At 70.3% G+C, this 16,862-nt stretch carries 20 protein-coding genes and 1 pseudogene; 9 read left to right on the top strand and 12 right to left on the bottom strand.

Going from position 1 to position 16,862, the window contains the following annotated elements:
- The first annotated feature begins 77 nt into the window (after nt 1-77).
- From OG718_RS49660 to OG718_RS49670, 3 genes are all read left to right on the top strand, one after another.
- On the top strand, nt 78-929 hold the full coding sequence (locus OG718_RS49660; protein WP_328847971.1) for an SMP-30/gluconolactonase/LRE family protein: 852 nt from the start codon (nt 78-80) through the stop codon (nt 927-929).
- Complete coding sequence (locus OG718_RS49665) at nt 926-1,915, top strand: sugar kinase (RefSeq protein WP_328847326.1); 990 nt, start codon at nt 926-928, stop codon at nt 1,913-1,915. Before OG718_RS49660 ends, OG718_RS49665 begins: the two co-directional genes overlap by 4 nt.
- A gap of 92 nt (nt 1,916-2,007) precedes the next feature.
- Nucleotides 2,008-2,538 carry an SRPBCC family protein gene (locus OG718_RS49670; protein ID WP_143642174.1) on the top strand — a complete coding sequence of 177 codons (531 nt, stop codon included), beginning with the start codon at nt 2,008-2,010 and terminating at the stop codon, nt 2,536-2,538.
- On the opposite strand, the gene OG718_RS49675 is transcribed toward OG718_RS49670, so the two are convergent.
- Nucleotides 2,516-2,863 carry a VOC family protein gene (locus OG718_RS49675; RefSeq protein ID WP_143642172.1) on the bottom strand — a complete coding sequence of 116 codons (348 nt, stop codon included), beginning with the start codon at nt 2,861-2,863 and terminating at the stop codon, nt 2,516-2,518. The genes OG718_RS49670 and OG718_RS49675 overlap by 23 nt on opposite strands.
- A gap of 228 nt (nt 2,864-3,091) precedes the next feature.
- On the opposite strand from OG718_RS49675, the gene OG718_RS49680 reads away from it, so the two are divergent.
- Nucleotides 3,092-3,565 carry a carboxymuconolactone decarboxylase family protein gene (locus OG718_RS49680; RefSeq protein ID WP_143642170.1) on the top strand — a complete coding sequence of 158 codons (474 nt, stop codon included), beginning with the start codon at nt 3,092-3,094 and terminating at the stop codon, nt 3,563-3,565.
- A gap of 73 nt (nt 3,566-3,638) precedes the next feature.
- On the opposite strand, the gene OG718_RS49685 is transcribed toward OG718_RS49680, so the two are convergent.
- Complete coding sequence (locus OG718_RS49685; protein ID WP_328847327.1) at nt 3,639-3,938, bottom strand: hypothetical protein; 300 nt, start codon at nt 3,936-3,938, stop codon at nt 3,639-3,641.
- 4 nt (nt 3,939-3,942) lie between these two features.
- Between OG718_RS49685 and OG718_RS49690 the strand changes: the two genes are divergently transcribed.
- Nucleotides 3,943-4,401, top strand: a complete 459-nt coding sequence (locus tag OG718_RS49690; protein WP_328847328.1) for a TetR/AcrR family transcriptional regulator — start codon at nt 3,943-3,945, stop codon at nt 4,399-4,401.
- A 40-nt stretch (nt 4,402-4,441) separates the two neighbouring features.
- Here OG718_RS49690 and OG718_RS49695 read toward each other — a convergent pair whose 3' ends face one another.
- The 3 genes from OG718_RS49695 to OG718_RS49705 all read right to left on the bottom strand — a co-directional run bounded on the left by OG718_RS49695 (nt 4,442) and on the right by OG718_RS49705 (nt 8,573).
- Nucleotides 4,442-5,461 (bottom strand): NAD-dependent epimerase/dehydratase family protein, encoded by a 1,020-nt coding sequence (locus OG718_RS49695; protein ID WP_328847329.1) that lies wholly within the window; start codon nt 5,459-5,461, stop codon nt 4,442-4,444.
- Nucleotides 5,462-5,639: 178 nt separating this feature from the next.
- Complete coding sequence (locus OG718_RS49700; RefSeq protein WP_186001397.1) at nt 5,640-7,865, bottom strand: MMPL family transporter; 2,226 nt, start codon at nt 7,863-7,865, stop codon at nt 5,640-5,642.
- 132 nt (nt 7,866-7,997) lie between these two features.
- Nucleotides 7,998-8,573: a class I SAM-dependent methyltransferase gene (locus OG718_RS49705; RefSeq protein ID WP_143642161.1), complete on the bottom strand. Its 576-nt coding sequence runs from the start codon at nt 8,571-8,573 to the stop codon at nt 7,998-8,000.
- Between the two features lie 181 nt (nt 8,574-8,754).
- Here OG718_RS49705 and OG718_RS49710 point away from each other — a divergent pair, with 181 nt between their 5' ends.
- Together OG718_RS49710 and OG718_RS49715 are read left to right on the top strand one after the other, a co-directional pair.
- Nucleotides 8,755-9,930 carry an ATP-binding protein gene (locus OG718_RS49710; RefSeq protein ID WP_328847330.1) on the top strand — a complete coding sequence of 392 codons (1,176 nt, stop codon included), beginning with the start codon at nt 8,755-8,757 and terminating at the stop codon, nt 9,928-9,930.
- Nucleotides 9,927-10,613, top strand: coding sequence for a response regulator (locus OG718_RS49715; RefSeq protein WP_143642157.1), 687 nt, complete (start codon nt 9,927-9,929; stop codon nt 10,611-10,613). Before OG718_RS49710 ends, OG718_RS49715 begins: the two co-directional genes overlap by 4 nt.
- 36 nt (nt 10,614-10,649) lie before the next feature.
- Here the strand turns inward: OG718_RS49715 and OG718_RS49720 are convergent, their stop codons facing one another.
- The gene (locus OG718_RS49720; protein WP_143642155.1) at nt 10,650-11,246 is read right to left on the bottom strand and encodes a TetR/AcrR family transcriptional regulator; all 597 of its coding nucleotides are present in this window, start codon (nt 11,244-11,246) and stop codon (nt 10,650-10,652) included.
- A 135-nt stretch (nt 11,247-11,381) separates the two neighbouring features.
- Between OG718_RS49720 and OG718_RS49725 the strand changes: the two genes are divergently transcribed.
- Nucleotides 11,382-11,840, top strand: a complete 459-nt coding sequence (locus tag OG718_RS49725) for a cupin domain-containing protein (RefSeq protein ID WP_143642154.1) — start codon at nt 11,382-11,384, stop codon at nt 11,838-11,840.
- Nucleotides 11,841-11,886: 46 nt separating this feature from the next.
- The gene (locus OG718_RS49730; RefSeq protein WP_143642152.1) at nt 11,887-12,696 is read left to right on the top strand and encodes an alpha/beta fold hydrolase; all 810 of its coding nucleotides are present in this window, start codon (nt 11,887-11,889) and stop codon (nt 12,694-12,696) included.
- A gap of 53 nt (nt 12,697-12,749) precedes the next feature.
- Here the strand turns inward: OG718_RS49730 and OG718_RS49735 are convergent, their stop codons facing one another.
- From OG718_RS49735 to OG718_RS49760, 6 genes and pseudogenes are all read right to left on the bottom strand, one after another.
- Nucleotides 12,750-13,232 carry a DUF4259 domain-containing protein gene (locus tag OG718_RS49735; protein ID WP_328847331.1) on the bottom strand — a complete coding sequence of 161 codons (483 nt, stop codon included), beginning with the start codon at nt 13,230-13,232 and terminating at the stop codon, nt 12,750-12,752.
- 192 nt (nt 13,233-13,424) lie between these two features.
- Nucleotides 13,425-14,447 carry a GNAT family N-acetyltransferase gene (locus OG718_RS49740; protein ID WP_328847972.1) on the bottom strand — a complete coding sequence of 341 codons (1,023 nt, stop codon included), beginning with the start codon at nt 14,445-14,447 and terminating at the stop codon, nt 13,425-13,427.
- Nucleotides 14,448-14,504: 57 nt separating this feature from the next.
- A pseudogene (locus tag OG718_RS49745) lies at nt 14,505-14,691 on the bottom strand (ATP-binding protein); the annotation flags it as partial.
- Entirely contained in the window at nt 14,630-15,568 is a 939-nt protein-coding gene (locus tag OG718_RS49750) for a DUF4184 family protein (protein WP_223064972.1), read from the bottom strand. The gene OG718_RS49750 and the pseudogene OG718_RS49745, both read right to left, overlap by 62 nt.
- Nucleotides 15,569-15,638: 70 nt before the next feature.
- Nucleotides 15,639-16,526 (bottom strand): hypothetical protein, encoded by an 888-nt coding sequence (locus tag OG718_RS49755; RefSeq protein ID WP_328847332.1) that lies wholly within the window; start codon nt 16,524-16,526, stop codon nt 15,639-15,641.
- A complete protein-coding gene (locus OG718_RS49760) occupies nt 16,523-16,861 on the bottom strand; it encodes a PadR family transcriptional regulator (RefSeq protein WP_328847333.1) in 339 nt (112 codons plus the stop codon). Before OG718_RS49760 ends, OG718_RS49755 begins: the two co-directional genes overlap by 4 nt.
- Between the last annotated feature and the right edge of the window lies 1 nt (nt 16,862).

Consider the following 16,862-nt stretch of genomic DNA (forward strand, 5'->3'; position numbering starts at 1 on the left):
GCTCGACCGGAGTCGGAGTCGGAGTCGGAGTCGGAGTCGGAGCCGAGGCCGGCGCCGAAGCTCTCCGCCCCGACCGTCTGGAGCTCGGCGAGGGAATCCGCTGGACGGACCGGGGCATCGTGCTCGTGGACATCCTCGCCGGCCGCCTGCTCACCGCCGTCGGTCATCCCACGGACCCCTTGCGGCAACTGGCCCAACTGCCCGTTCCCCTGGGTGCGGTGGCCCCCGTGGCCGATGCTCCCGGCACCTGGATCGCCGCCGCCGGCACCGGGGTCTGCCTGCTCTCCGCCGACGGGTCGACGCGGTGGCTGGCACGGCCCGAAGCGGACGCCGCACGGCCCATGCGCATGAACGACGCGACCGCGGATCCGTTCGGCCGCTTCTGGGCGGGCAGCATGGCGTACGACGCCGACGAGGGGGCCGGTTCCCTCTACCGGGTGGACCACGACGGTACGGTGACCCGCGTCCTCGACGACATCACGGTGCCGAACGGGCCGGCCTTCACGGCCGACGGCGCCACCATGTACCTGGCCGACAGCGCCCGGGGAGTCATCAGGCGCTACCCGGTAGACCCGGAAACCGCCGAACTCGGGTCCCCGGAGGTGTTCGTCACCGTGGACGACGGCAGCCCCGACGGCATGGTGGTGGACGTCGAAGGCGCCGTATGGGTCGCGGTGTGGGGCACGGGATCCGTACGCCGGTACCTGCCGGACGGCCGCCTGGACCGTACGTTGAGTCTGCCCGCGCGACAGCCCGCCGGTGTGTGTCTGCAGGAGGACCTGCTCCACATCACGACCGCTCGTGTGGGACTTGCCGAGCCGGGCCCCTACGACGGTGCGCTGTTCACCGCCCGTGTCGACGTACCGGGTCTGCTTGCGACCGCCTACCGCCACGACGGGTCGGCTTCGTTCCCGGGGGAGAGGTCATGAAGGACAGCTGGAGGCCCGCCGAAGGACCGGTGGTCTGCATCGGGGAAACCATGGCCGCCCTGGCTCCCGCCCCCTCCGAATCGCTGGAGACCGCCGAGGACCTGCGTGTGTCGGTGGCCGGGGCCGAATCGAATGTGGCGATGTACCTGGCAGACCTGGGCATCCCTGTCTCGTGGCTGTCTGCGCTGGGGGACGACGCGTTGGGACGGCGCGTACTCGCCGCGGTCGGCGCGGCGGGCGTCGACGTCGACGGCGTGCGATCCGACCCGGAACGGCCCACGGGCCTGCTCGTGAAGGAACCGACCGGCACCCGTACCCGCGTCCACTACTACCGCGGCAACTCGGCCGCCTCGGCCCTGGGACCCGACGTGCTGGCCGACGACAGACTCCGGTCCGCCTCTGTCGTCCACCTGACGGGTGTGACCCCGGCTCTGTCCCCGTCCTGCCGGAGCCTGGTCGTGGCGGCGCTCGCCACTCCGCCCGCAGAGCGCCGGTACGCCATCAGCTTCGACGTCAATCACCGCCCGGCTCTGTGGCCGCCCGGGACGGCCGCCCCCGTGCTGCGTGACCTGGCCGACCGTGCCGACATCACCTTCGTCGGCCTCGACGAGGCACAGGAACTCTGGGACGCCGATCTCGAACCGGCCGACGTACGGGCGCTGTTGCCGCACCCGCGCCTCCTTGTCGTCAAGGACGGTGGCCGTGCGGTCACCGCCTTCGGCGAGGAAGGTGTGTGGACGGTGTCCGCTCTGCGCACGGACGTGGTGGAGCCCGTCGGCGCGGGGGACGCTTTCGCCGCCGGATTCCTGACCGGCCTCCTGCGCGGCGGGGGAATGGAGCGCGCGCTGCGGCTCGGACACATCACGGCCGCGTCGGCACTCAAGGTGACGGGTGATCATGGCCCGCTGCCGGACACCGCCCGGATCAAACAGCTCCTCGACCTCCCGGCACACGAGTGGGAGGCAGAAGCCGATGGCGGTTCCTGACAGCCCAGTTCATGGGCGTCACCCTCCGTCGCGGGCCCTGTGCCATGATGGTTACCGGCGAGTAATCAGTGTGCCGGGAAAAGGAGTCCGACGTGGCCCGTACCTTCACCGTGTCCCGCAGCGTCCTCATCGAGGTGTCACCGGCTGTCGCGTACGAGGCGATCAGCCGCCCCGCCCACATGGGGCGCTGGAGCCCGGAGAACCTCGGCGCGACTGTGTCGGCGCCCGATGAGTCAGCCCAGCTCGGGCTGACCTTCGAAGGGCGCAACAAGCGTGGCGCCTTCCGCTGGGTGACTCGGTGCACGGTGACGGCGGCGGAGCCGGGCAGCCGTTTCGCCTTTCGGGTCCACGCGATCGGGCTCAACCGCCCCCGCCTGAGAGGCTCGATCGCCACCTGGGAGTACCGCTTCGAACGGGACGGCGATGCCACGCGGGTCACCGAGACCTGGACCGACGACCGGCGCTCCTGGCCGACTTTCGTGACCAACGTGTTCGACCGCGTGGCCACCGGGGGCCAGACGTTCGCGGACTTCCAGGTGCGCAACATCGAAAGGACCCTGCGCAACCTGAAGCGGGAGCTGGAAACGGCACCAGGCGGTGTTATTGGTGGCTCAGCACATTGACCACCTTGCCGTTGGGGTCACGGACGAAGAAGCGGCGTACTCCCCACTCCTCGTCCTGCAAGGGGTGCACGATCTCCGCGCCGCTCTCTCGCATCGCCGCATGGACCGCATCCACGTCGTCCACCTCGACGCTCATGTCGGGCACGACGGGTGCGCTCTTGTCCTGGCTCATGAAGGTGACCTGCGCCGTGGGATTGGAAGGAGAGGCGAGCGTCATGACCCAGCCCAGGTTCATGACCTCTTCGAACCCCAGGAGGCCGTAGAAGTCCCGGCTCTCCTCCATGGACTCTGATCGGATGTCTGGCATGACCCGGCGGATGGACATGGGCGACTCCTGCTGACGGGCGAGAGTAGACGTGGCCCTGATTCTCTCCGGAGGGCCGCTGCGGCGCACCCGTCGCCACGCACATTGGCAAGCGGCCCAGGAGCCGGGCCGCATTCAGCTGCGAGGTCCCGCCCCGCACCGAGACGCGCGTCACACTCTGCGGTGTCACATCTCGCCGGGCCGCCGCGTCATAGAGGTGTATCCGCCAACAACGGCAAGGAGTGCACCATGGAAGCCCGCTTGAACCTCTTCGACATCCCGATCGCAGTCAAGTCGCTGAAGCACATCGTCTCGGCGGGCAAGGTGATGGGGGAGTCGACGCTGCCGGCCGCGACCCAGGAGCTGGTGAGGCTCCGGGCCAGTCAGATCAACGGCTGCGGCTTCTGCACCGACATGCACAGCAAGGACGCCGCCCACGCGGGGGAGACCTCGGTGCGGCTCAACCTGGTCGCGGCCTGGCGAGAGGCCACGGTGTTCACCGACGCCGAGCGCGCTGCCCTGGAGCTGACGGAGCAGGGCACCCGCATCGCCGACGCGGCCGGTGGGGTCACGGACGAGGCCTGGGCGAACGCCGCCAAGTACTACGACGAGGAGCAGCTCGCCTCTCTGGTGTCGATCATCGCCATCATCAACGCATTCAACCGTCTGAACGTCATGGTCCAGCAGCCTGCAGGCGACTACCGGCCCGGCCAGTTCGGATGACGAGCGACACCCAGCCGGGGCCCGTGCCTGTCTGCCACGGGCCCCGGGGGCCGATGCCGCTGAGTCCCCGGACCTATACGGGGACCGGAGGCTGAAGGGATTGCCAGGCCTGCCGGCCGCGGGACAGTACGTAGGCCGGAGCGACGACCACGACGAGGCCGAAGTCCACCATGCCGGCCAACCGTGCCTCGGGAATGTCACCGACCCTCACGGCGAACACGACGAGTGCGGCCTTGTTGGCGAGCACGGGTTCCCAGACGGCCGGTGCTTGGCGCGGCCTGGCCGCGAGCAGGGCGAAGAGTCCGATGAAGACGGCGTAGGTGAAGGTTCGCCAGGCTTCGACCCAGAGGCGGTCATCGGCCGCGTCGGTCATCCTGATGATTCCGTCGGCGAAGCGCGCCGATGTCGGCAAGAGCGCGATCTACCGGCGCTGGCCGTCCAAGCTGGAGATGATCGTCGCCGGGCTCGTGCGACTCAGCACCCCGATCGGCCCGGCCCCGGACACCGGGTCCCTGCGCGGTGATGTGCGGGCGGTGATGCAGGCTGCCTTCGACTGGCTCAGCGACCCGCGCATCCGAGCCGTACTGCCCGACCTGATCGCCGAGTCCGACCGCAACGCGGTGCTCGCCGAGGCGGTGGCGAAGCATGTCACGGGTCCGCGCGTGACCTGGGCCCACACCGCGCTGCACCGGGCGCGCGACCGGGGCGAACCGGCCACCGACGACGTCGACCTGGTCCTGGACCTGACCATCGCACCGGTGTTCTGGCGCCTCACCCACGACCGGCCGGTGGACGGACCAGTACCTCGACCGGCTGACCGAGTTGACGATGGATGAGGTGCAGCAGAACGCCGGCTCCTGACCCACCGGATCGAGCCTAGACGACCCTCCAGTCGATGAGGCTCCTCGCACAGTCGACAACGGTCTCGGCCGCCGGCCGGGGCTGCCAGCCCAGGACGCGCTTCGCCTTCCCGGTGCTGTGACGGTTACGGCGCCCGAGCGAGACGGTGATCGTCCGAAGCTGCCGGTCGAACAACGACGCGAACCGGACCATGAAGTCGGGGAGTTGGCGCGTGGGCACCTTGGCCCCGGCCGGACCGAGCCCGGCCCGAAGCGCCTGAGCCACCTCCCGCATCCAGGTGAACTCACCCGTGGCCAGGAACCGTTGTCCCGCGGCTTCCGGCGAGGTCATCGCACGGATGTGGATGTCCGCGAGGTCGCGGACGTCGACGATCTCCAGCCCGATCCGTGGCGTGCCCGGCATCTTGCCCGCCACCATGCGCTGGATGATCCGGACCGATCCGAGGTTGCGGGTGGTGAGGATCGGGCCGAACACGGCGCCGGGCAGAATCGTCGTCAGCGTGGTCGGGCCCCCATGGTCGGTGATGAAGTCCCAGGCCGCCTTCTCGGCAACCGTCTTGGACCTGCGGTAGGGGATCAAAGTCGGATCGTCCGGGTCGGTCCACAACGTCTCGTCGGTCACGCCCTCCTCCGTGTAGGAGGACGGGCTGGCGGCGTTCGCCGCGGACGTCATCACGACCCGCTTCACGCCGGCCGCCGTGGCCGCCCGCAGCACGCGCAGAGTGCCGTCCCGGGCCGGGACGACGAGCGCCGCGGCGTCGCGCGTGTTCTCGTCCCCGAGCGGAGAGGCCACGTGCAGTACGTGGTCGACGCCCGCCATCGCGGCATCCCACCCCTCGTCGGCGGTGAGGTCGGCGACGGCGAAGCTCAGCCGGTCGCCCGGAGCCGTCACGGTCGCCACCGCGTCGCGGACCGCCTTCTCCCTGCCGGGGCTGCGCACTGTCGTGCGGACCTCGTAGCCGCGATCGAGCAGCCCGACGACGACCCAGCCGGCGACGTACCCCGTGCCGCCCGTGACCAGTACTGTCTCCGTCACTGCTCCTCCTCCGTCGGCCGGCCGACGCGGCGGAAAACGGGTCCCGCCGCAACCGGCGACACGGCGACCTGCCCGGCTCTCTGCACCGTCATGATCTCGGTCCTTTCCTGTTCTTGCTGAACGGTCGGCCACCAGATGTGTGATGGCCGACCGGGTCTCTCGTTGCCGCGGGGGCGGGTCAGACGCGTACGGGCGCTGGACCGGGCGGGGCCGCGGCGTGGTGCTCCGGGTGGCCCTCGACGTGCAACTGCGGCAACCTGCGGTCGAGTCGGCGCGGGATCCACCAGTTGAACCGGCCGAGCATGTGCATAGCCGCCGGCACCAGCAGGAGCCGTACGACGGTTGCGTCGAGGAGGATGGCGGCGGCCATGCCGACGCCGATGAGCTTCAGGACCACGTCCGGGCTCGGCACGAACGCCACGAACACCGCGATCATGATCGCGGCAGCAGCCGTGATGACCCGACCGGTACCGGCGAGACCCTCCGTCACCGCCCGGGCGTTGTCGCCGGTCCGGATCCACGACTCCCGCACCCGGCTGAGGAGGAACACCTCGTAGTCCATGGACAGCCCGAACAGCACCGCGAACATGAGGACGGTGACGAACGGCGGCAACGGCGTGGGCGTGTCGATACCGATCAACTGCCCCGCCCAGCCGCCCTGCAGGACCAGGGCGACCACCCCGTACGAGGCGGCGACGGACAGCAGGTTCATCACGGCGGCCTTGACCGCGACGGCGATGCTGCGGAACGCGACGAGCAGCAACAGCATCGACAGCAGGACGACCCCGGTGATCAGGTACGGGATGCGGCCGGCCAGATCGGTGGTGCTGTCGATCGACGTCGCCGCGGTCCCACCGACCAGGACCGTCGCGTCCGTACCGTCGACGGCCGCCGGGACAGTGGTGTCCCGCAGGCGGTGCACCAGATCCTGCGTGGCCTGGTCCTGCGGACCGGTGGTCGGCGTGACGGTCAGAACGGCGGTGTCACCGGCCTGGTTGAGCAGCGGTGGCGAGACCGACGCGACGCCGGGTGTGTCGGTGGCGGCGGCACTCAACCGGGTCAGGACCGAGTCGTCGCCGTCGGGAAGCTGGACGGCCAGGCGGACGGGTCCGTTGGCGCCGATCCCGAACCCGTCGGAGATGAGGTCGTACGACTGCCGGGTCGTCGTCTCGGCCTGGTTGTTGCCCGCGTCCGGGAAGCCGAACTGAACGTTCAGGAACGGCACGGCCAGCGCGAGCATCGCGGCCAGGCCGACCGCCCCCGCCACATACCGGTGTCGCTGGACGAGCCCGCTCCACCGCAGCCAGGCCCGGCTGGGCTTGACGTGCCCGTCGGCGCTCACCACTGCCGTGCGGCGGCGACCGGGCAACCGCAACCGGTCTACGTGACGACCCAGATAGCCGAGCAACGCCGGGAACAGCGTGACACTCGCGGCCAGCACCACCAGAACACCGACGATCGCCACCAATGCGGCACCACGCATGTACGACAGCCCCATGGCGAACAGGCCGAGCAGGCTGACGACGACCGTCACGCCCGCGACCACGACCGAGCGCCCGGCCGTGTCGAGCGTGGCCACCGTGGCCGCCTCCGGGTCCAGTCCGGCCGCCCGCCACTCACGGAACCGGGTCACCATCAGCAGGACGTAGTCGATACCGATGCCTATGCCCAGCATGGCCGCGAGCGACGTCGACCACTCGGGCGCGTCGACGAACGCGATCACCACACCGGTCAACGCGCCGCTGACCACCAGACCCGCCACCGCGACCAGCAACGGCAGCCCGGCCGCGACCACGCTGCCGAAGGTCAGCAGGAGAATCAGGGCGGCGACCGCCAGTCCGATCGCCTCCGACCCGACCGAGCCGCCCTCGGCCAGGAAGATCGCCTGCCCGCCGAGTGCCACCCGCATCCCGGCCGTACTGCTCTCCTCTGCGACGTCGATCAGCCGGGTGCTGTCCTCGACCGGCATGTCCGTCGCGTTCACCACGTCCAGGCGCAGGTTCGCCAGCAGGGTGCGCCCGTCGGCGGACACCGCGCCCGGGGTCACGTACGGATCGTTGGCCCCCGCCACGTGCGGCACCGTCGTCAGCTCGTCCAGCAGCTCGGTCACCTCACGCCGGACACCCTCGTCCCGCACACCGGCGTCCGCCCGCACCACGACCGTGACGACCGAGTTGGACTGGCTCGGGAACCGCTGCTCCAGCACCTGCTGGGCCTTCTTCGAGTCCGATCCGGGTGCCGAGTAGTCCGCGGTGAACTCACCCGCGAACGCCGCCGACAGCGCCACGGCCGCCACCAGCCCGGCCAGCCACAACAGCAACACCCGGCCACGACGCCGGTACGCGAACCGGCCCAGCCGGCCCAACGGACCCACCACCGGGCTCCGGTCGTCGATGTCTGCCATCACAATCCCTCTCCTTGACGTGCCATCAGGACTTCTCATCAGCAGCCCGAATCACCGGGCTGAATCACCGGGTCAAGTCGCCGGGGCGGACCGCGCCGGCGGATCACCGAGCCGCATCACGGGCGGGGCGGATCACCAGGCCGGTCGACGGCAGTGGTAGACCAGCGCCGGTGGCAGGTTGCCCCACACCGTCCGGCCCACCACGACCTCGTCGAAGCGCGCCTCCAAGGACCGCAGCAGCCGCCGCGCCGGACCCGCCCAGCGGGCATGCACGTACGCGAACGTCGTGAAGGCCCCGGACTCGGACAGCCCGTCCACCACCGCGGCAAGAACGTCACGGCGCTCGTTCTCACCGAACGCCACCCACGGCAGGCCGCTGACGATCACATCGGCCCGCTCGATGCCACGCTCACCGAGCACTCCGGCGAGGCTCCCGGCGTCGGCCAGCGCCACGTCCACTCCCGGATGCCGGGCCGCCAGCCGCGCGGCGAACCGCTCGTTGACCTCCACGGCGATGTGCCGGCCCCGGCCGCCGAGGCGTCGCTGAATGGCACCGGTGAACGCGCCCGTCCCCGGGCCCAGCTCGACCACCACCGGATTGCCGCTCCCCGGCACCGGCGCCGTGACCACCCGAGCGAGCGCGCCGCTGCTCGGCGCGACCGCCCCCACGGTCAGCGGACTGCGCAGGAACTCCCCGAAAAACGTCACGTCACGTGCCCTTCGTGAACGGCCGCCGCGAGACCCGCGGCGACGGTGGTCAGGACATCGACGCTAGGGAGACGCGCCCTCGCCGGCTTCGTGCCAGCGGCCGCATCCGCGGCCAGAAGGAGGAGACGGGGTGACCGGTCGGAGGAGGGGGCCGTCGGCGATCGCGCCGTACTCTGGCCAGGTGGAGAGATTCCGTGCTCGGTGGCCCTGGCTCGACGCCGCGATCGTGGCCGTCGCGGGCGGGCTCGGGGCGGTGAGCATCGTCCTGGGCCCACCGTCCAGCGGCGGGGCCACGGAGTGGGTTCTGGTCGGGACGGCGGCCGTGGCGCTCGGCCTCGTACGCCATGTGCCCCTGATCGTTTTCGCGGTCGAGGTGGTCCTGACCCTCGTCGGCGACGCCGTCCTTCCCGCCGGTAGCCATGTCGCTCCGCTGGCTGGGGTGGTGGCGCTGGGAGCGGTGGCGTACCGGCACCGCTGGCTCGCCACCGCCGCCGCGTACCTCGTCGGGTACGCCACGATCCTCGTGGCGTTCGGCAGCGACGACGGCGGTTTGCTGACCGGCGTCGACGGGTTGGTGCGCATCGTCACGCTGGCGTTGACGGTGGCGGCGCCGGTCGCGTTCGGACGCTACCTCGCCGGCGTCCGACTGGCCGCGGCCGTCGCCGAGGAACGGGTCCGCGACGCCGAGCAGCGGCGGGACGCCGAGATGCAGGCCATTCGGCTGGCCGAGCGCGCCCGGATCGCCGGTGATCTGCACGACCTGGTGGCACACCACGTGTCCGCGATCGCGCTGCAGGCAGGCACAGCGCAGTACGCCGCCACCCACGCACCCGACCCCGAACAGCGCCTGAGCGTGGCCGTCGACTCGTTGGGCGCGATCCACACGAGCGCGGGCCAGGCCCTCGTCGATCTGCGCAGCCTGCTGCGCGTGCTGCGGAACCCCTCCGACCAGGAGTCCCTGGTCGACCCCGAGCGGATGATCACCGACGCGGTCCAGCGCAGCTGTACCGCCGGACTGCACGTGGTCGCCCACCTGGACGACGGCACGGTCGAGGCGCCGCTCACGCTCCGGGTGACGGCCGCCCGCGTGGTGCAGGAGGCACTCACCAACGCGCTCAAGCACGCCGGCCCCGGCGCCGAGGTCGAGACCACCGTGGATGTCGACGACACCCAACTGTCGGTGGAAGTGGCCAACTCCGGACCGGTCGGCCCGCACCCCACTCTGCCCGCGTCGGGACACGGTCTGGCCGGTATGCGTGAACGCGTCGAGATCCTCGGCGGCACCCTCGCCGCCGGCCCCACCCACACCGGCGGCTGGCGACTGCGCGTCACGCTGCCCCTGGGAGCCCGCTCATGATCCGCGTACTCGTCGTCGACGACCAGACCCTCGTACGCGCCGGGGTCACCCTCCTGCTGCGTACAGCGGGGGAGAACGTGGTCGGCGAAGCCACGGACGGACTCGAAGCCGTACGCATGGCCGAGCGGCTGCGCCCGGACGTCATCCTCATGGACCTGCGCATGCCACGGGTGGACGGAATCGAGGCCACTCGCCGCATCCTCAAGACCCTCCCGGCAACGCGCATCGTGATGCTCACGACCTTCGACGACGACGCCGAGGTCTACGGTGCCCTGCGCGCCGGGGCCGTCGGCTATCTGCTGAAGGACGGCGAACCCGACGCGATGCTGTCCGCCGTACGGCGGGCCGCGCAGGGCGAGTCGCTCCTTGCTCCCGCGGTCATGGCGCGCGTCGTCCGGCGCGCCGTCCAGTCACACCACCAGGACGTCACCGGCGACACGGCCGATCCGGCGATTCTGGCAACACTCACACCCCGCGAACGAGACGTACTCGCCCTCGTCGGCGTCGGACAGTCCAACGCCGAGATCGCCGAGAGCCTTCACCTCGGCGTGACCACGGTCAAGACCCACGTCGCCTCCGTCACGGACAAACTGCGACTGCGCAACCGCGTCCAGGCCGCTGTCGTGGCCCACCGACTGGGCCTGGTCGACGACGACTTCCGTCTCGCCGAGGGCCCCGAATAGCACTTCCCGTACTCCGGGCGGCCGGCCGCTACAGGATCAGCGCACTGCCGCCTCGGTGAGCGTGGTTGCGGTCCGTACGGCACTGGCGATGGCCTCGTCGGCGTCGAGGCCGCACAGATCGGTGAGGGTGAAGAACGCCTCGGCGCTCACGACAACCGCGAGGTCCCTCTTGAGCTGGGCGAACACGTCCGGATCCGTCGTGCCGAGGGTGTCCTCCAGAGGGAGGAGCGCATGGTCGATGAGGCCGAAGCGGATGCCGGGGCGCGTGGTCACCGTCTCGGGCCGGGTGATGGTGGCGGCGATCATCGCGCGGACCGAGCCCTGGCGGGCACGGATGCCGCGCAGCAGGAACTCGCAGGCGAAAGCGACGCGTTCGACGGGGTCGGCGGAGTCCGCGACCGGCGCGAGCGCCTCGGCGGGGGGCGGCCAGACACCGGCGAGGGCCTCGCTGATCAGCGAGGGGAGGTCGGGGAAGTACCGGTAGGCAGTGGCCTCGGAGACCAGGGCCGCCCGGGCGATCGCGGGCATGGTCACCTCGGCGCCCGTGCCGATGAGGTCCCGGGCGGCCGCCACGATCGCCATCCGTGTGCGCTGCTTCTGGTTGGTGCGGCCCGTACCCGCCTGCGCCGTCATCGTGGGACTCCTCCTGTTGGCTCGCGCACATCTTAGCAAACGACTCTCGTTATGAGAGTTCACTTGCATAAAGAGGCTCGGCCTCACTAACCTCATGAGAGTCAGCTCTCACGAAGGATTTGTGCAGGAGGAGCCATGAGCACGGTTTCGATGGTCGGCCCGGACGACGGCGAGACAATCCAGCTGGGCCCCACGCGGATGCGCATCCTCGAGGACGGCACCACCACCGGGCACCGCCTCGGAATCGGGGAGATCACCCTCGCCCCGCACACCCAGGGCCCGCCACAGCACCGCCACGCCCAGCACGACGAGGGCTTCTACGTCGTCTCCGGCACCGTGCACTTCACCATCGGGGAAACCACCCACGCCGCCCCGGCCGGCACGCTCGCCATGATCCCGCCCGGCGCCCCGCACACCTTCGCCAACCACGGCGACACGCCCGCGATGATGCTCAATACCTTCACACCCGACCTGTACGTCCAGTACTTCCGCGACCTGCGGAACATGATCGCCGGCGGCCGGGAACTGACCCCGGAGTCGACGGTCGAGGTGATGAGCCGCTACGCCACGGTCCCCGCAACCGACTTCGCGTGACGGCACCCCATCTTCCTTACGACACGGCCCACTTGAGGAGCACCGAATGACCCGCAGCACCCATACCCTGACGCTCGACCAGGGCAGCCTCGACGTCACCGTCGACCTCCATGGACAGCAGGGCCACCCCTTCCTGCTCCTGCACGGAGGCGGCGGACCACAGACCGTCACCCCGTTCGCCGGCCTCCTGGCCGAGCAGCGGCCTGCCCGGGTGTTCACGCCGGTCCACCCCGGCTTCGACGGCACCGACCGCCCCGACTGGCTGACCGACGTGACAACGCTGGCTCAGATCTACGCACGGCTGCTCGACGCACTCGACCTGCGCGACGTCGCCGTCGTCGGCAACTCGATCGGCGGCTGGATCGCCGCCGAACTGGCCGCCCTGGGCAGTGACCGGATCTGCAGTGTCACCCTCGTCAACGCCGTCGGCATCCAGGTCCCCGGCCACCCGATAGCCGACACGTTCTCCCTGACGCCCGTCGAACTGTCCCGCCTCTCCTTCCACGACCCCTCGAAGTTCCGCTTCGACCCCAGCACGCTGACCGAGCCGCAGCGCACAGTCATGGCCGCCAACCGGGCCGCCCTGCAGGTCTATTCGGGCCCGCACGCCATGGCCGACCCGACACTGACCGACCGCCTGGCCAAGGTCACCCACCCCACCCTGGTCGCATGGGGCGCCGGCGACCAGGTCGTGGACGCCGACTACGGGCGTGCGTACGCACAGGTCATCCCAGACGCCGAGTTCCGTCTGCTGGAGGGCACCGGCCACATGCCCCAGACCGAGACACCCGAGCAACTCCTCCCGGTGCTCTGGGACTTCGCCGACACCCACGCCACCGGCCGGCCGCAGCTCTAACCGTCGGAGGGGGGCGAGTGCTGTGTTGTGACCGGCAACTCTGGGTTGGTCGGCTAGAGATCGAACCGTAGGCTTACCTGAGGCGCGGCCTCGGGTGCGAGGACAGTGCGGATGCGGCTGATGCTCTGCCGCCACTCCGGGCCATCGGCTGTTTCGTCCCAGAGGTCGGCGAGTTCGGACGCTTCGGCGACCACCCGGTCGAGCGCCTCGACCGCAAGTGGCCGAAGATTGTGAGCGAAGACCGGGAGGGCTTCGTCAGGCCCGTAGCTCGTGCTGATCGGCTCACCCCCTGGGCACTGTGCCGCGATGAGAGCGGCGGCAGCGACAGCTTCCTCCCCTTCCGGGCTCTCGAGGTAGTCCAAGGTCTGGATGGTGCGGGTCAGCGTCGTACGCACGAGACCCTCTCGCTTGTCCTTGGCAGTCTCGTCCAGAGTGTTTGCGAAGTCCGCGGCCATGTCGTTCTCGAGCGGGCCGATGTCCCAGGTGCCCATGGTGATCTCCTCACGCCAACGTGCGGTGATCATCGCATCGGCCACTGACAGTGGTGTTATGAGGCGAGCAGAACACGTTTCGTAGGAGCGCGAAGCCTGCGCGGCCGAACACCTGGCGGACGTGCTGCCCGCTGAACACCGGCGGCGCGCCCGCATCCGCAGTGAGAAGAGCATCCGCTGGAGCGGAGGTCCCTTTGCCGATGCAGCCTGACCACACGCTGAATTCTGCCCAGCGCATCAGAAGGGCAGGCCCCGCAGGTCCACACTGATGGTGGGATGAGGCAGGCCGGCCAGGTCGTAGATCATGGTGGTCAGTGGAGAGATCCGCGGGCCGTCGGGCTGTCGGACGGCGACGGGCACGGAGAGCCGGCTCCATCCCAGCTGTGTGCAGAGCGGGATCAGGTCCGGGTGGCAGAGCAGCATCATGGTCTCGGCGCCGGCTGCTCGTGCGTGTTCGACCGCCACGCTGATCAGCGTCCGGGCGATGCCCTTGCCTCGATGGGCGGGGTGCACCAGCAAACCGCCCAACCCCACGGCGCGGCGCGGCAATCCGTCGAAGGCCATGTCCCGTAGGAGCCATCCCGCGGAAGCCACCGGCCGGCCTTCGGAGACAGCGGTGAGGGTGTGCTGCTTGTCAGCCCACACCAGGCCGAGCCCGTTCACCCCGAAGGGGTCGGACCGGCCATCGCGGAGTGCGGCATTGTCGTCCGGAGAACCGGGGCCCGGCGCATGGACCAGCTGGAGGTCCGCACAGCCGTTGTCCACCACATGCTCCGCAGCGGCCGTGGCGGCGGGGTCGAACCGGTAGCGCAGACAATGCAGGCCGCTGGACTGGACTGCCCCGTCCGCCTGGGCGCCCAGGCGGCGCAGTACTGCGATCGAGGCCGTGTTGCCGGGCAGGACGAACCCGAAAACGGCGGGGAGCGAGAGGCGGCGAAATGCCAGGTCCAGGCACGCGCGGCCGGCCTCGCCGGCGACCCCGCGGCCCTGGGCCCGTGGGTGCAGGGCGAAACCGAGGTCGACTCCGTACCGGGCCCGATTTCGCAGTCCCACGCGGCCGAGAAACGCGTGCGTTGCGGCATCCCTGACCGCGAAGTCGCCGTAGCCGTGTCTGGTCCAGTGGGCGACGTGCTCGTCGCACATGGCCTCGGCCGCGGATCGGCTGTCCGCCCGGCCGGTCGCCAGCCATCGCATGACGCTTTCCTGACTCACCACAGCCTCAAAGAGATCGTCGCTGTCCTCGCGGCGGATCGGCTCCATCACAAGCCTCTGGGTACGCAGAACGGGTCCACGTGACAGGGCCACTCAGCAACTCCTCTCGACGACGCTGCCGCCGAACGTCAACCGGTCCACGATGGCCGGTGCGGAGCGTTGGATCCGTGAGGGTTTTCGTCCAGCCGCCAACGGATTCGGTGGAGGCGATTGCCACGGAAATCTTCCCCTCACGTTCCGTCAGTAGCTGGAACAGCAGCTGTCCTCCTCGTCGGGCGAGGAGCGACAGCCCCGATCTGCCAGGCAGTGGCATACAGCAGCAGAGCGACCGCGAAGGAGGCGCCCGCTCTCGTGGTGACCCCGGTCAGCACGCCTTCGGCGAGGGTGCCCCAGGGAGCCCGGACCGTCCTGGAGGGGTAAGTGGTCTCGCTCGCGCCGTCGCCCAGATCGACGGTGGTCGGTCGGCTGTAGTCCACTTCCGTCACATGGCGGTAGGCGTTGAAGTCGGCGCGGGCATGCACAGTGCCGCCCAGTACGGGTGACAGGACCAGCAGGGCCACCACGCTCCACCGCATGACAGGACCGAGGCGCGCCACGGTGCCGTCCTGGGTACGCAGTCGGTCGCGGCGCCGCCAAAGATGCAGGCCGACGGCAGCCAGGCCGAAGGCGGTACTCGCGTACTGCAACAGCCGAGCGACCGTCAGGCCGCCCAGGGCCGAGGCGCGTAGCACCTCCACGTGGGTGACCAGGAATCCGTCGCCGTGCGTGAAGGAGTCCCACGCCAGGTGGGAGGCGATGCCCATCAGCGCTGAGACCAGCAGCCACACCGTGTATCTGACCTTGGCCCGCAGGCCCGGCACCCGCTCGGGTTCCGGCAGGCGGAGGCCGGACGGCAGCAGAGCGGTGACCGGGGCGCGCAGCATCCGGTGGGCGGCGACCAAGACGACGGCAAGGGGCAGGTCGACCAGCAGGCCCGCATCGAACGAGTGGGTCTCCGTCGCGTTGAGGAGCGGCCCGTACCAGTCCTGTGAGCTGGTCTCCGACACGCCGAGGCGGGTGAGGAAGTACGGGACGTCGGGTGCCACGGCGCCCGCGACCAGAGCAGCCGGAACGAACGGCCGGCGCATCAGCGGCAGCACGGCGGCGGGATGGGACAAGGTGAACGGCAACTTGATGGTCTTCTCTGGTCCGGAAGGAACTCACGTATAGAACACCGGAGAGAGTATTCACTTCGACGGACTATCGCAATCGGCGCCGACGGCGAACCGCCTGAAAGCACGCGGTGAGCGCGGCAGAGACCGGCAGCAGGAGGAACAGCCCCAATACAGGCCGGAGTTCGAGCCAGGCGTCCGTGTAGGCGTGGGCGACCAGAGGCGAAGAGGCCACCGCCATCGCCCCGAGTTCACGCAGACCGGAGGATCGTGCACGCACGGCGAGGACGGCACCCGTGAGGGCGAGGACCAGCATCGGCCAGGCGCCATAGTCCGTGGTCACGCCGAAGGCCCGGGTGTCCACGACCACGACGGGAAACCAGGCCGCGGCGGCCATCACTCCGGCTGCCGTGGACAGTTGCCTGTCACCACGTCGATCAGGAGGGCAGCTGAGCACGACGGCGGCGGTCAGCAGGGCCGCGGTGACAGGAGCGGCCGCCCCCTCGCCGGGCGAGGGGGTGGTTACAGCCCACTGCGCGGCCGTCCCCAGCAACCCGCACACGACCACACCCGCACCCGGCAGCCACCGGCCGGTCAAGGCGATGACGGCGCCGAGGCACACCAGCAGTGAGAGCAGCAAGTGCACGGCCCGGGCGCCGTCCATCGTGGAGAGCTGCACCCACACCGGAGCGGGCGACCGAACCAACCCCTCGTACCAGCGCGTCAGACGCAGCCCGTTGTCCACCGCACCGGCCGCCAGGGCGAACGGAGCCGCCAGGGCGAAGAAGCGCCCCGCGGGCGAGACAGAGTCGAGGCCAAGCCGGACCCGCACGGCGTGGGCGGCCAGGTCGGCGTCCGCACGCAGTCGAGCAGCGCGCGGCATGTCCGCCGTCATCTCCCGGTGCACATCGACGATTTCCTGCCCGTGGGCGGCCCGGTACGCGGGCGGATACAGACGGAGCAGGGGATCGGTCACGTCAGCGTCGCCGCCCCGCCGGAACCCAGACGCCGCCTGACCTCCCGGGCGGTGGCGGCCAGCCGCTCCGCCTCGGCCTCCAGCCGCTCCCGCCCGGCGGGAGCGAGACCGAAGATTCGGCGTGCCCGGCCACCCACCACCTCCTCACGCTCCACCTGGATCAGGCCCTCCGCCAACAGCCGGTCCAGCGCTCCGTACAGCGCCCCGGTACGAGGCACCACCCGGCCGTCGGTGATGGCCTTGACCTCCTGGGCGACGGCATATCCGTGCCGGGGTGCATCCGCCAGCGCCGTCAGCAGGAGCAAGGCCAGCTCCTGCATTCCTCGTTCGCTCATA

The sequence above is a fragment of the Streptomyces sp. NBC_00258 genome (assembly GCF_036182465.1).
GTDB lineage: Bacteria > Actinomycetota > Actinomycetes > Streptomycetales > Streptomycetaceae > Streptomyces.

Bases quoted from the DNA above. Each gene is read 5' to 3' on its own strand.
- OG718_RS49665 (WP_328847326.1), top strand. From the start codon at position 926: ATGAAGGACAGCTGGAGGCCCGCCGAAGGACCGGTGGTCTGCATCGGG.
- OG718_RS49675 (WP_143642172.1), bottom strand. From the start codon at position 2,863: ATGTCCATCCGCCGGGTCATGCCAGACATCCGATCAGAGTCCATGGAG.
- OG718_RS49680 (WP_143642170.1), top strand. From the start codon at position 3,092: ATGGAAGCCCGCTTGAACCTCTTCGACATCCCGATCGCAGTCAAGTCG.
- OG718_RS49685 (WP_328847327.1), bottom strand. From the start codon at position 3,938: ATGACCGACGCGGCCGATGACCGCCTCTGGGTCGAAGCCTGGCGAACC.
- OG718_RS49690 (WP_328847328.1), top strand. From the start codon at position 3,943: ATGATTCCGTCGGCGAAGCGCGCCGATGTCGGCAAGAGCGCGATCTAC.
- OG718_RS49700 (WP_186001397.1), bottom strand. From the start codon at position 7,865: ATGGCAGACATCGACGACCGGAGCCCGGTGGTGGGTCCGTTGGGCCGG.
- OG718_RS49715 (WP_143642157.1), top strand. From the start codon at position 9,927: ATGATCCGCGTACTCGTCGTCGACGACCAGACCCTCGTACGCGCCGGG.
- OG718_RS49720 (WP_143642155.1), bottom strand. From the start codon at position 11,246: ATGACGGCGCAGGCGGGTACGGGCCGCACCAACCAGAAGCAGCGCACA.
- OG718_RS49725 (WP_143642154.1), top strand. From the start codon at position 11,382: ATGAGCACGGTTTCGATGGTCGGCCCGGACGACGGCGAGACAATCCAG.
- OG718_RS49730 (WP_143642152.1), top strand. From the start codon at position 11,887: ATGACCCGCAGCACCCATACCCTGACGCTCGACCAGGGCAGCCTCGAC.
- OG718_RS49740 (WP_328847972.1), bottom strand. From the start codon at position 14,447: ATGGAGCCGATCCGCCGCGAGGACAGCGACGATCTCTTTGAGGCTGTG.
- OG718_RS49760 (WP_328847333.1), bottom strand. From the start codon at position 16,861: ATGAGCGAACGAGGAATGCAGGAGCTGGCCTTGCTCCTGCTGACGGCG.